This window comes from Vibrio sp. R12-SW3-ISO1, assembly GCF_059834005.1.
The window spans coordinates 1-12,444 of the sequence record NZ_JCBDGK010000056.1 but is presented as its reverse complement, the minus strand read 5'-3'; the positions used below and the strand labels follow the sequence as shown (position 1 = coordinate 12,444).

9 protein-coding genes, 1 tRNA gene and 2 rRNA genes are annotated in these 12,444 nt (G+C 49.8%); 5 read left to right on the top strand and 7 right to left on the bottom strand.

Features of this window, described 5'->3' with window-relative positions; all coding sequences use genetic code 11:
* Positions 1-35 precede the first annotated feature (35 nt).
* The 3 genes from dapF to lptM form a co-directional block, all read right to left on the bottom strand.
* The gene (gene dapF / locus AC6R0R_RS18580) at positions 36-866 is read right to left on the bottom strand and encodes a diaminopimelate epimerase (protein WP_334555615.1); all 831 of its coding nucleotides are present in this window, start codon (positions 864-866) and stop codon (positions 36-38) included.
* Positions 867-876: 10 nt separating this feature from the next.
* The gene (gene lysA, locus AC6R0R_RS18575) at positions 877-2,130 is read right to left on the bottom strand and encodes a diaminopimelate decarboxylase (RefSeq protein WP_487902823.1); all 1,254 of its coding nucleotides are present in this window, start codon (positions 2,128-2,130) and stop codon (positions 877-879) included.
* 67 nt (positions 2,131-2,197) lie between these two features.
* On the bottom strand, positions 2,198-2,314 hold the full coding sequence (lptM, locus tag AC6R0R_RS18570; RefSeq protein ID WP_420378243.1) for an LPS translocon maturation chaperone LptM: 117 nt from the start codon (positions 2,312-2,314) through the stop codon (positions 2,198-2,200).
* A 75-nt stretch (positions 2,315-2,389) separates the two neighbouring features.
* Between lptM and cyaY the strand changes: the two genes are divergently transcribed.
* Positions 2,390-2,704 carry an iron donor protein CyaY gene (gene cyaY / locus AC6R0R_RS18565; RefSeq protein ID WP_334555618.1) on the top strand — a complete coding sequence of 105 codons (315 nt, stop codon included), beginning with the start codon at positions 2,390-2,392 and terminating at the stop codon, positions 2,702-2,704.
* Positions 2,705-2,766: 62 nt separating this feature from the next.
* On the opposite strand, the gene AC6R0R_RS18560 is transcribed toward cyaY, so the two are convergent.
* On the bottom strand, positions 2,767-5,295 hold the full coding sequence (locus AC6R0R_RS18560; protein ID WP_500627797.1) for a class I adenylate cyclase: 2,529 nt from the start codon (positions 5,293-5,295) through the stop codon (positions 2,767-2,769).
* 356 nt (positions 5,296-5,651) lie between these two features.
* On the opposite strand from AC6R0R_RS18560, the gene hemC reads away from it, so the two are divergent.
* Genes hemC through AC6R0R_RS18540 form a run of 4 tightly spaced genes read left to right on the top strand, consistent with a single transcriptional unit; the run spans position 5,652 to position 9,748 of the window.
* Positions 5,652-6,590: a hydroxymethylbilane synthase gene (gene hemC, locus AC6R0R_RS18555; protein ID WP_334555620.1), complete on the top strand. Its 939-nt coding sequence runs from the start codon at positions 5,652-5,654 to the stop codon at positions 6,588-6,590.
* A 4-nt stretch (positions 6,591-6,594) separates the two neighbouring features.
* Positions 6,595-7,341 carry a uroporphyrinogen-III synthase gene (locus AC6R0R_RS18550; RefSeq protein WP_500627796.1) on the top strand — a complete coding sequence of 249 codons (747 nt, stop codon included), beginning with the start codon at positions 6,595-6,597 and terminating at the stop codon, positions 7,339-7,341.
* Positions 7,341-8,570, top strand: a complete 1,230-nt coding sequence (locus AC6R0R_RS18545) for a uroporphyrinogen-III C-methyltransferase (protein WP_500627795.1) — start codon at positions 7,341-7,343, stop codon at positions 8,568-8,570. The genes AC6R0R_RS18550 and AC6R0R_RS18545 overlap by 1 nt, the downstream gene beginning before the upstream one ends.
* Positions 8,570-9,748 carry a heme biosynthesis protein HemY gene (locus tag AC6R0R_RS18540; protein WP_500627794.1) on the top strand — a complete coding sequence of 393 codons (1,179 nt, stop codon included), beginning with the start codon at positions 8,570-8,572 and terminating at the stop codon, positions 9,746-9,748. The genes AC6R0R_RS18545 and AC6R0R_RS18540 overlap by 1 nt, the downstream gene beginning before the upstream one ends.
* A 564-nt stretch (positions 9,749-10,312) precedes the next feature.
* Here the strand turns inward: AC6R0R_RS18540 and AC6R0R_RS18535 are convergent.
* The 3 genes from AC6R0R_RS18535 to AC6R0R_RS18525 form a co-directional block, all read right to left on the bottom strand.
* Positions 10,313-10,389, bottom strand: a tRNA-Asp gene (locus AC6R0R_RS18535).
* A gap of 56 nt (positions 10,390-10,445) precedes the next feature.
* A 5S ribosomal RNA gene (gene rrf, locus AC6R0R_RS18530) occupies positions 10,446-10,561 on the bottom strand.
* A gap of 160 nt (positions 10,562-10,721) precedes the next feature.
* A 23S ribosomal RNA gene (locus AC6R0R_RS18525) occupies positions 10,722-12,444 on the bottom strand; the annotation flags it as partial.

Below are 12,444 nucleotides of genomic sequence, written 5' to 3'. Positions count from 1 at the left end.
CCCTTTACTTGTTATCTATCGAGGTGTGGATTGAGCTAGCAGCTCAGCTGGCCGTCAAACACATGTGTGGCTGGGCCTGTCATGTAAAGCGGTTTACCTGGCCCCTTCCAGCGAATGTTGAGCTCGCCACCGGGCAGAGAGACTTTGACATTCTCGTCCAATAAGCCTTGGACGATACCGACGGCCACCGCGCCACATGCGCCACTGCCGCACGCCTGCGTTTCCCCAGCGCCACGCTCGTACACACGTAGGTTGATCGCTTGGCGGTTAACCACTTGCATAAAGCCAGCGTTCACGCGTTCAGGAAAGCGCTCGTGCGACTCCAGCAGCGGGCCTAGATTATCCACATCTGCGGTTTGAACGTCATCGACAACCGTCACAACATGAGGGTTACCCATGCTCACCGCTCCACAAAATAGCGTTTTATCTGCGGCGCGTAAGATGTACGTTTTCTCGGTTTGCTTGGCTTTAAAAGGGATCTTGCTCGGCTCAAACTCTGGCACGCCCATGTTGACCGTCACTTGATCGTCCTCTTCAATATTGAGGACCATCTTACCTTTCTTGGTGCTGACACTGATGCTGTACTTGTTGGTCAAACCTTTCATGCGGACAAAACGCGCAAAGCAACGAGCGCCGTTACCGCACTGCTCAACCTCACTGCCATCGGCATTGAAAATTCGGTAGTGAAAATCGGTTTCTGGATCGTACGGCGCTTCGACCACCAACAGTTGGTCAAAGCCCACGCCAGTATGTCGATCCGCCAAACGGCGGATCAGATCCGGTGAGAAAAAGATGTTTTGGGTAATACAGTCAACGACCATAAAGTCGTTGCCTAAACCGTGCATCTTGGAAAAGTGAAAATGCATAACCCTTTCATTACTCCGGAAGAATATTTTCTAGTGCCCACAAACTGGACAGCTCTTCACGCTGGCGAACCAAATGCAGCTTATCACCATCAACCATCACTTCCGCCACACGAGCGCGAGTGTTGTAGTTGGATGACATCACAAAGCCATATGCACCGGCAGAACGCACCGCAAGCAGGTCGTTCTCTTTCAGCACCAAGGCGCGATCTTTACCTAAGAAATCACCGGTTTCACAGATAGGCCCGACCAAATCGTAGGTCACCGCTTCACCCTCGCGAGGTTTCACTGGAACGATGTTTTGCCACGCTTGGTATAGCGCAGGGCGCATCAAATCGTTCATTGCCGCATCGATAATGGCAAAGTTTTTGTGCTCCGTGTGCTTCAAAAACTCGACCTTGGTGAGCAAGACACCCGCGTTCGCGGCAATCGCACGACCTGGCTCAAAAATCAGCTCCAAATCTTGATGATTGTCCAAGCGGCCAAGTAGCGCTTTGGCGTACTCCGAAGGCTGCGGTGGTAATTCATCACGATAGACGACCCCTAAGCCACCACCGACATCAAGGTGCGCAATATTGATGCCTTGCGCTTTTAAGTCATCGATCAATGCCAGCAAGCGATCGGTCGCGTCGATAAATGGGTCGATGTGTGTCAGCTGTGAGCCAATATGACAATCGATGCCTTTGATCTCCAGGTTGCTCAAGCTTTGCGCAAACTTGTAGACATCCGGAGCGCGTTCAAAAGCAATACCAAACTTGTTGTCACGCAGACCTGTTGAAATGTAAGGGTGGGTATTCGCATCCACATCCGGGTTAATGCGCAGTGAAATAGGCGCTTTCACCCCCATCTCGGCGGCGACTTGGTTCAAGCGCTCAAGTTCCGGCTCAGACTCAACGTTAAAACACTTAATGCCAAGCTCAAGTGCGCGTTTCATCTCTTGTGCCGTTTTGCCCACACCAGAAAAGACCACCTTGCTCGGATCGCCACCGGCAGCAATCACGCGCTCCAATTCTCCACCAGAAACAATATCAAAACCCGATCCTAGACGCGCCAACGTATTCAATACCCCAAGGTTGGAGTTCGCTTTCACGGCGTAACACACTAGATGAGGGTGCTCACCCACCGATTTGTCGAAGGCATTCCAATGGCGCTCTAACGTCGCTCGAGAGTAGACATAAAGTGGCGTACCAAACTGCTCAGCCACATCACTAAGCGGTACGTTTTCGGCCCAGAGCTGGCCATCGTCCTGATAATTGAAGTAATCCAAAGTACTTTCCCTTAAATAGTCGTTTTAATTGCGATGAACACCGTTAATGGCGATGGACGCGTGGCGATTAGGAGGATTGCTCGTTCGTTTGCGTCTCTTCTGGCATGTACAAACCGCCCGTCTGACCACATCCTGCCAGACCTAACACTGAAAGAAGAAACAGAGCAAGGATTGATTTTTTCATGGGTTCTATCGTGATTATTTGTTCAATGCCCCCTATAATCGCACCACAACCAAGAAAAGCAATAGGATAGATAGGATGAACGAGACTGAATTTCATCAGTTGGTGGATGTTCAAATGCAAATCATTGAAGAAATGATTGATGACTCAGGCGCGGACATCGACTACGAGGTCACAGGTAACGTGATGACACTGGAATTTGACGATCGCAGCCAGATCATCATTAACCGACAAGAGCCGATGAAAGAAATCTGGCTCGCATCGAAATCCGGTGGTTTCCATTTCTCCTTGGTCGAGCAGCAATGGATCTGTTCAAAAACAGGCAAAGAGTTGATCGCCATGGTCAAAGAAGAGTGTGAAAAGCACGCCAATGAAGAGATTGACTGGGTTTAACCCCATTCAGAATCCAAAAAAGAGCACGCGGTGCTCTTTTTTTATCTCTTTACTTTGCGGGTTCAAGCATTCACAACTCGGCTTGGCTTGGAGTAGTTTGAGCCATCATTGCGATAAGGGACGATGTAAGAGTCGCCCTCTTCAGGATGCACGATTTGATAATACTGCGGCAAATTGAAGTTAATGAATTTAGACGCCAATTCGCTTTCGGTTTTGACGGATGAGTAGAAGCCATTCACGCTCGCGATCATCTCGTCTTTTTCACCGCTTAATTGGTGATACACCTCAACTTGGTTTGACTCATCCAGCACATAGATGTTGAAGCCTTTGTCTGTGTCTTCAAAGAAGAACTGAATCAAACCTTCACTGGCAAAACCATCAATGACCTCTGGCATTTGATAATCTTGCTCTTTATCGAGCATCAACAAGGGCGAGCCTTTCAGTTTGTTGGTTGAAATGCTGCGATAGAAATCGACTGAGTTTTCCAGCATTTGCACCGACACCCCACGGCGTTCAAAGAACAAGCCATAGGTCTGTTGACCAATCTTAAGCGCTTTGAAACGACGACGTTTTTCTTGCTCAACCGGCTTCAAACGCAAATCAATGCATTCGGCCAATAACTGGTAGACCATGTTGCGCATCACACCGCGCAAGTTCTTGCTGTAGCAGAACACATCCACCGACTCCGGTGGCAACGCATCTTGGTGCATCTTACCAAGTACCGTTTTGAGCGCATCCAGCATGGCGGTCTCCCCTTTGAAGTGCAAGGTACGCACTTCATGCCATGAGTTGCGATAGACCAAGTCCACGCTACCCACAAGGCAGGTTTGGTCAGGGCCAAAGCTAAAGATGTCTGTGCTCTTTTGATCCAACTTCAGCGCACGGCCGCTCAGTTCTGAGGTCGGGTCACTTTCAAAGTTGATGAACATGGCCAACTGGCTGATCTCACACGGACTCGCCAACGCCTGCATCGTAGGGCGACGCTTGCGCAGTGAGAAGGTATTGCGTAGATCGCTGACCATTTGGTAGAACTTATCTATGTCCAACTCGGCATCACGAATCACAGAGTGCAAACGGGTGGATTCCGTGATCAAACCGTTAAAGAAGGACCAAGCCACCAATTTACTTAAGTATTCGTTGTGCTCAAGTGGCGCACGACCGATGATTTTCTCAGCCTCTAACGGCTGTTTATACAAGTACCATCCCGCTTTGTTCGTTCTACCCGGGCGTACCTCAATAAAGCTCAAATCAGGTTCATGCAGATCCGGAGAAATTTGCGGATTGAGCAACGTCACCTTACCCGGCAACACCTCAAACGCAGCGTACAACTTACGCGCCAAGATGCTGATATCTTGCGGACTAATCGCAGAGGTGATGTCGTTACGACGTGCAAATTGGATAAGGTTTCGGTAACTCTGCATCAAGGCATCTAACAAGGCGTGGTGTACCACTTTCACTTGCTCGACTTTCCAGTTGCGGCGATCATCCAATTCAGCGATCACGCTCGGTGACCAGTCCCATTTTTGGATCATGTCAGACAGCGCTTCACGGCGCCAAGCCACCGAACCTGCGCCAGGCTGGCGAGAGAGTTTTTCATGGGTTTTGAGATAGAAACAACGACGCACCAAATCCAAGCGGGTGTGATCACCTATCCGCTCTAAATAGCGCGTCACTTTCTCAAGCATCAAATAGTACGCGTCCATCCCATAGAGATCGGGCTTGTGCGCGAAGAAGCGGCGTTTGGTATCAAGGCTCAACAACTGGGTGTGCGGATACTCCCACGAGTACGCCTCAAGCAAAATCGCTTTCAATACCGATTTGTAGGGCGAATCGATGCTCTTATAGAGTTGCCATAGGTTTGAGCCAAAGTACTCTTCTGCCGGGATACGGTTCAATTTACCAAAATCAATCCACTCCGAGCAGTTAATCACATTCTGGCTACAGAGATGCGTCACGTACTCGTCGTAACACTCTTCCATTTCTGGTGGCACGATTTGCCACAGCAGCCTTTGGCCAGCTAAACGTACCGCACTGCGATAAAACTCATCGAGTAACAACAGGTGCTGCGATGATCCGCAGTTATCCCCGGTCATCTCTTCACACTTATTGCTGCGAAAACGGCTTTCGTCCATCAAAAAGAAGTTGGCTTCAACGCCACGGCTCAGCGCCCACTCGGTGATCAAGAGACATTTGTTGGTCAAGCTGTCTCGTTCGTCAGCACTCATCTTCGAGGACACGCACACCCAAATGTCTAAATCACTGGAGGTACTCTGGCCAATTGAAGAGGTGCTGCCCATAGTATACAGACCCAAAATCATTGGGTTGTCTGCGGTGGCGAGCGGTTGACCGATCGTAAGCTCAGTGTCCGACACAAACTGACTTTGAGGTTCACTCAATTCAAAATTGCGAATACCGTAAGGGACTTTGGATGCGTAGTAGCCGGGAATTAAAGGATGGTTGTAGTGCAGAAGAGTAGGAATCAGATGGAAAACACGCTGGGCCTGCGCATCCATAAGCGCTAACGCACGTTCAATGCGTTGCTGATTGAGATCATCAAGTCTATGGATTAGCGATTGGGTGTAAGCCAGCAAGGGATGTTCCTTGGTTAATTATCTACAGCGTGCTGTGTTTAATAATTATTCTAAAGCACTATCAAAACGTGATCAATTTAACACTTTTCTTTGGACTGGTAAAGAATTGTACGATCGATTCAACACTATTTTGTATCTCTTGACTGACGAGTTGTTCTCTTTTTATTACGCGCTACAGTGTGGTCTGGATACGTGATGAGTAACAATAGCGCAGCTCATAAACGAGATTGCAATCACACTTTTTTGATGATTTTTTGCTACGGATTGAGGATTGCCGCTTAGGACTCATATTGCATTGAGCATTTTTATCTCAGAGTGATACGATGGAGCCATCATTTGGTTTATCTGTTTCTATCATGACTCAAACGACTCCGATCCGTATTGCAACGCGCAAAAGCCCCCTTGCTCTTTGGCAAGCTCATTATGTGAAAGACGCCCTTCAAGCCGCTCACCCTGGTCTAGAAGTCGAGTTGGTGACTATGGTCACGAAAGGCGACATTATTTTAGACACGCCGCTCGCCAAGGTCGGCGGAAAAGGGCTGTTTGTGAAAGAGCTGGAGGTGGCGATGCTTGAAGGTCGCGCGGACCTCGCCGTGCACTCAATGAAGGACGTGCCGGTGGAATTCCCCCAAGGCTTAGGTCTCGTCACTATCTGTGAGCGCGAAGACCCGCGCGATGCGTTTGTTTCGAATCAGTACAGCAACATCGACGATTTACCACAAGGCGCAGTTGTCGGTACATGCAGCTTGCGTCGTCAGTGTCAGATAAAAGAGTATCGTCCCGATTTGGTGATCAAAGAGCTACGCGGCAACGTCGGCACCCGACTCTCTAAGCTCGATGCAGGTGAGTACGATGCGATCATTTTGGCCGCAGCTGGCTTAAAACGACTCAAGCTTGAAGAGCGCATTCAGAGTTACATCGAGCCAGAGCAATCCCTACCCGCGGTTGGACAAGGTGCCGTCGGCATCGAATGTCGCCTTGATGACGAGCGTTTAATCGCGTTACTTGAGCCTCTCAATCACCCAGACACGGTCGACCGCGTGTTGTGTGAACGCGCCATGAACCTCACCCTTGAGGGAGGCTGCCAAGTTCCTATCGGCAGTTATGCACTGCTGGATGGCGATCAAATCTGGCTTAGAGCCTTAGTCGGTGAACCGGATGGATCCACCATCGTTCGTGGTGAGATCAGCGGTCCTCGAAGCGAAGCGGAGCAACTGGGAGTCACACTTGCCAATCAACTGCTCGATAATGGCGCCAAAACCATTTTAACTAAGCTGTACGCAGAACAAGAGTAATGCCATGGCAGTATTGGTGACCCGGCCAGGTCAGCAAGGCCAATCGCTCTGCCATCAATTGCAACACCTCGGTGTCGCGAGTGAGCATCAACCGCTCATCTCGCTTCACCCGGGGAGACAACTTAGCGATATCGCACATGCGTTACATCGCGCCGATCTCATTATTGCTGTGAGCCAACATGCGGTGCACTTTACCGATCAAACCCTTCGCCAACATCAGCAACACTGGCCACATTCAGCGCGATACATTGCCGTTGGTCAAAAAACTGCACAGATCTTAAGCACAAAAACGCAACAAAACGTAGACTATCCTCAAGTGGGCGATAGCGAGCATCTACTTGCGCTTGAACCCCTTCATGACGTCACCAATAGGCGTATTGTCATCCTACGCGGAAACGGTGGCCGAGATTTGATTTTCGATACCTTGCAGGCACGAGGGGCCTTAGTGGAGTATCGAGAAGTCTATCGTCGTGAAAACATTGCTTTGTGCTCAGATTTGCTCGTCCCTCTCTGGCAAAATAAGCACATTGATCAGCTAGTCGTTACTAGCTCGGGTCAGCTTGAACACCTTGTCTCGCAAATCGGCAAGCGCTATCAAGCCTGGCTATTTGGATTAACGCTATACGTTCCTAGTGAGCGTATCGCTCTAGACGCACACCAATGGGGCTTTGTCGATGTCATCACGACCCCTAGTGCCTCTAATTCGGACTTACTGGCCGCTCTCCAGCCAAAACAACAGGACAAAACATAATGACAAGTAAAAAAAACAATGGACATGTTGAACCCGAAGAAAACAAAACCGCGCCAAACCAAGCAGCGATGACCGAGGAAAACAGCGCGGTAGACACTGAATCTCAAGATGTGACTTCACCTGAAACCGCATCAGAGCCAAGCCCGGACGACACAGCGCCAGTTGATAGCCAGCCCCAAAGTGGAGAGCCTGAAGAAAAACAAGGCAAACGCGGCGTGAAGCTAGCTACGATCGCCATCGTTATTGCTGTGCTGATTGGGGGCGGACTCACCTTTTACATCCAAGAGAAGAATCAGCAGCAGCAAGCGCAAATCGCTGCGCTGCAATCAGAGCTCAATCAAGCCAAACAGGCCATGCAGGCTCAGTTGGATCAGAACCAACAGCAAATCTTATCGAAGGCCACTGAGCTTAGCCATCGCGCAGATACCGTTCTAGAGCAGCAGCAAAAAAGCATCGAGAGCTTACAGCTCGCCATGGCAGACGTAAAAGGCCGTCGCCCCAATGATTGGTTACTGGCTGAGGCTGACTACCTCGTCAAGCTCGCTGGACGAAAACTGTTTTTAGAACACGACGCGGTCAGCGCCACTAAACTGATGGAAAGTGCAGACCAGCGCATCGCAGCACTGAATGACCCAAGTCTTGTACCTCTGCGCAAATCCATGGCGAATGACATCACCAAACTCAAAGGGGTCCCCCTTGTAGATCGAGAAGGCTTGGTGCTAAGACTTACCGCTCTTCAGCAACAAGTCGATAGCTTACCGCTCGCCAATGCCATTCTTCCAGAGGCGCAAGCGGTGGAAGCTCGTCAAGTCTCGCAAGACGTGGCAGATTGGAAAGACAACCTGATGACCTCGTTACAAGAGTTCTCAGAGAACTTTATTACGTTCCGAACTCGTGATGGCAATGTCATCCCACTGCTCTCTCCCGAGCAGCATTTCTATCTCAAAGAAAACATTAAAGCGAAGCTAGAAACCGCCATCAAAGCGGTATATGTCGAGCAACAAGAGATCTACACCACAGCGCTTGCCACCGCAGGTGACTGGTCTCAAGCGTTCTTCAACCAAGATGCCAACAATGTTCGTGAGTTCAATCAAGCCCTAGGCATGCTAGGCCAACAAACCATCCAAGTCGATTACCCGGTAAAACTCGACACACAAGAAGTACTGTCTGACGTTATTCGCGATCGCCTACGCCGCGAAGTCACCACATTAATTACGGAGGAGAAATAATGTTTAGACTGATTTTCCTCTTTGTCATCTTAGGTGCGGGGCTGTTTGTCGGCACTCAATACTCGGGGCAACAAGGTTATGTCCTAGTCTCTATCGCCAACACCACGATTGAAATGAGCGTCACCACCTTAGTGATTTTCTTAATTGCGACGTTGGCCGCCCTCTTTGCTCTTGAGTACCTCGTTAAGAAAATGCTCTATGCCAGTTCTGCCACTTGGAATTACTTTAGCGTACGTAAAATGCGCCACTCTCGCAGGCTGACGAATGAAGGCTTAATTAAACTGATTGAGGGCGACTTTAAAACCGCAGAAAAAAAGGTCACGCGCTGGGCAAACTATCATGATATGCCTGTCGTTTGTTACCTGATTGCCTCAGAAGCGGCGATAGGTCTCGGAGACAACAAAAAGGCCGATCACTACCTTGAGCTCGCAGGTAAACAGCCTGGTTCTAACTTAGCGGTGGAGCTAACACGTGCCAAGCAGCAGGTGAGAGAGGCCAACTACGCTGGCGCACTGGAAACCTTACATCTTCTTAAGGTCCAGCATCCCAACAACGTGGTGATCGTTAACCTACTTAAGCAAGTCTATGTAGAACTGAAACAGTGGCAGCCACTGATTGATCTGACGCCCCAGCTAGGCAAACTTGGCTTGATTAGCGAACAAGATCAACAAACCTTGATCCAAAGAGCGCAATGCGGCTTATTGGCTGATGTCGCCGAAAACAAAGGAAGTGAAGGCCTAATTGGTCACTGGAACAGCCTACCGAGAAAGCTCAAGCAAGACGCCCATCTAGTAGAGTGTTTTGTGAAACAATTGATTGCGCGCAACGCCGATCACGAAGCCTTCACCGTCATTAAAGAAACAGTGAAAAAGCACCCGAACTCCACACTGATCACCTTGCTACCAGAGATGAAATTGTCCGACACCCACCCAAGCAAACTACTGCTAGAGGAAATGGTGCGTAAAGACGCCAATAACGCCGAAGCACACAGCGCTTTAGCGCAATTGCAAATGAGAAACGAACAGTGGCAAGAAGCGCAGCAACATCTTGAGAAAGCCTTATCTGTCCGCTCTAACGTTTCCGACTATGCATACTTGGCAGATGTACTGGAGAAACAAAACCTCAACAAGGCAGCGCAGGAAGTATCGAAAAAGGCGCTGAGTATTATCCAGTCCTAGTTTCTACCGTGAATAAAGCGGGTCATTAGCCCAATACCAAAACTGGCCAACACGGCCAGTTTTTTTGTCCTTAAGAAAGCGTTTAAAGCATGGTTACTGAGTAACGACGTGAGCCTATTGACCACGAGGTAAACGCGTTGCTGAAAGCCTATCGTAGACCAACGGCTTGCCCTTTATTCACGCTAGTATCCGACACGATTTGAACAACGACATCAAGTTTGATGGAGGAAGGTGCACGTGTGAGAAAACTACGAGCAGCGGGTGCTAGATAATCCAAGGACGCTGTCGCACCATTCGTCGCATTAAATCGACACACTACCTAGAACGCAAAGATCCTGAAGTGCGAGACACTATTCTTTAATCTCGCCTTGCTCTCTCTTCGAAGCCAGCACTTTCAGGAGCGTTAAACGTGAAAAAGCCTCAGTCTTTCGACTAAGGCTTAGTATAAGTGGCGGAGTGGATGGGACTCGATGGTCCGGCATTCCGGCCCGCGAAAAAGTACACAGCACTTTCGGGAGCGTTAAACGTAAAAAAGCCCAGTCTTTCGACTGGGCTTAGTATAAGTGGCGGAGTGGACGGGACTCGAACCCGCGACCCCCGGCGTGACAGGCCGGTATTCTAACCAACTGAACTACCACTCCGCAGTGGTCTATTTAAAGTCTTATCTCAATCGTGCTTCAAATAGATAATGTTCAAAGCCTGGCGATGTCCTACTCTCACATGGGGAAGCCCCACACTACCATCGGCGCTAATTCGTTTCACTTCTGAGTTCGGCATGGAATCAGGTGGGTCCAAATCGCTATGGTCGCCAAGCAAATTTTGTTTAAGTTCCTAGAAGCTAGTGCCTAGTTCCTAGAACTTAATAATTCGGAAAGCTGTGCTTATCGTTTCTAGCTACTAGGAACTAGACACTCGTCTCTTTTACACATTCAATGTTCTTACATTGAGTCCATCAAAACCCTTTGGGTGTTGTATGGTTAAGCCTCACGGGCAATTAGTACAGGTTAGCTCAACGCCTCACAGCGCTTACACACCCTGCCTATCAACGTTCTAGTCTCGAACAACCCTTAAGGATACTTAAAGTATCAGGGAAGACTCATCTCAGGGCTCGCTTCCCGCTTAGATGCTTTCAGCGGTTATCGATTCCGAACTTAGCTACCGGGCAATGCGTCTGGCGACACAACCCGAACACCAGAGGTTCGTCCACTCCGGTCCTCTCGTACTAGGAGCAGCCCCCTTCAATCTTCCAACGCCCACGGCAGATAGGGACCGAACTGTCTCACGACGTTCTAAACCCAGCTCGCGTACCACTTTAAATGGCGAACAGCCATACCCTTGGGACCGACTTCAGCCCCAGGATGTGATGAGCCGACATCGAGGTGCCAAACACCGCCGTCGATATGAACTCTTGGGCGGTATCAGCCTGTTATCCCCGGAGTACCTTTTATCCGTTGAGCGATGGCCCTTCCATTCAGAACCACCGGATCACTATGACCTGCTTTCGCACCTGCTCGAATTGTCATTCTCGCAGTCAAGCGGGCTTATGCCATTGCACTAACCTCACGATGTCCAACCGTGATTAGCCCACCTTCGTGCTCCTCCGTTACTCTTTGGGAGGAGACCGCCCCAGTCAAACTACCCACCAGGCACTGTCCTCACCCCGGATAACGGGGCTAAGTTAGAACATCAAACATACAAGGGTGGTATTTCAAGGTCGGCTCCACAGATACTGGCGTACCTGCTTCAAAGCCTCCCACCTATCCTACACATGTAGGCTCAATGTTCAGTGCCAAGCTGTAGTAAAGGTTCACGGGGTCTTTCCGTCTAGCCGCGGGTACACTGCATCTTCACAGCGATTTCAATTTCACTGAGTCTCGGGTGGAGACAGCGTGGCCATCATTACGCCATTCGTGCAGGTCGGAACTTACCCGACAAGGAATTTCGCTACCTTAGGACCGTTATAGTTACGGCCGCCGTTTACCGGGGCTTCGATCAAGAGCTTCGACCGAAGTCTAACCCCATCAATTAACCTTCCGGCACCGGGCAGGCGTCACACCGTATACGTCATCTTACGATTTTGCACAGTGCTGTGTTTTTAATAAACAGTTGCAGCCACCTGGTATCTGCGACTCTCAATAGCTCCATCCGCGAGGGACTTCACCGTCAAGAGCGTACCTTCTCCCGAAGTTACGGTACCATTTTGCCTAGTTCCTTCACCCGAGTTCTCTCAAGCGCCTTGGTATTCTCTACCCGACCACCTGTGTCGGTTTGGGGTACGATTCCAACTTATCTGAAGCTTAGAGGCTTTTCCTGGAAGCATGGCATCAATGACTTCACGCCCTTGGGCGCTCGACGTCGTGTCTCAGCCTTAAAGAGAGCCGGATTTACCTAACTCTCAAGCCTACGCACTTGAACCTGGACAACCGTCGCCAGGCCCACCTAGCCTTCTCCGTCCCCCCATCGCAATAAGTTGAAGTACGGGAATATTAACCCGTTTCCCATCGACTACGCCTTTCGGCCTCGCCTTAGGGGTCGACTTACCCTGCCCCGATTAACGTTGGACAGGAACCCTTGGTCTTCCGGCGAGGAGGTTTTTCACCCCCTTTATCGTTACTCATGTCAGCATTCGCACTTCTGATACCTCCAGCATGCTTTACAACACACCTTCAACGGCTTACAGAACGCTCCCCTACCCA

Coding starts and splice junctions, on each gene's coding strand:
- dapF (WP_334555615.1), bottom strand. CDS start 866: ATGCATTTTCACTTTTCCAAGATGCACGGTTTAGGCAACGACTTTATG.
- lptM (WP_420378243.1), bottom strand. CDS start 2,314: ATGAAAAAATCAATCCTTGCTCTGTTTCTTCTTTCAGTGTTAGGTCTG.
- cyaY (WP_334555618.1), top strand. CDS start 2,390: ATGAACGAGACTGAATTTCATCAGTTGGTGGATGTTCAAATGCAAATC.
- hemC (WP_334555620.1), top strand. CDS start 5,652: ATGACTCAAACGACTCCGATCCGTATTGCAACGCGCAAAAGCCCCCTT.
- AC6R0R_RS18550 (WP_500627796.1), top strand. CDS start 6,595: ATGGCAGTATTGGTGACCCGGCCAGGTCAGCAAGGCCAATCGCTCTGC.
- AC6R0R_RS18545 (WP_500627795.1), top strand. CDS start 7,341: ATGACAAGTAAAAAAAACAATGGACATGTTGAACCCGAAGAAAACAAA.
- AC6R0R_RS18540 (WP_500627794.1), top strand. CDS start 8,570: ATGTTTAGACTGATTTTCCTCTTTGTCATCTTAGGTGCGGGGCTGTTT.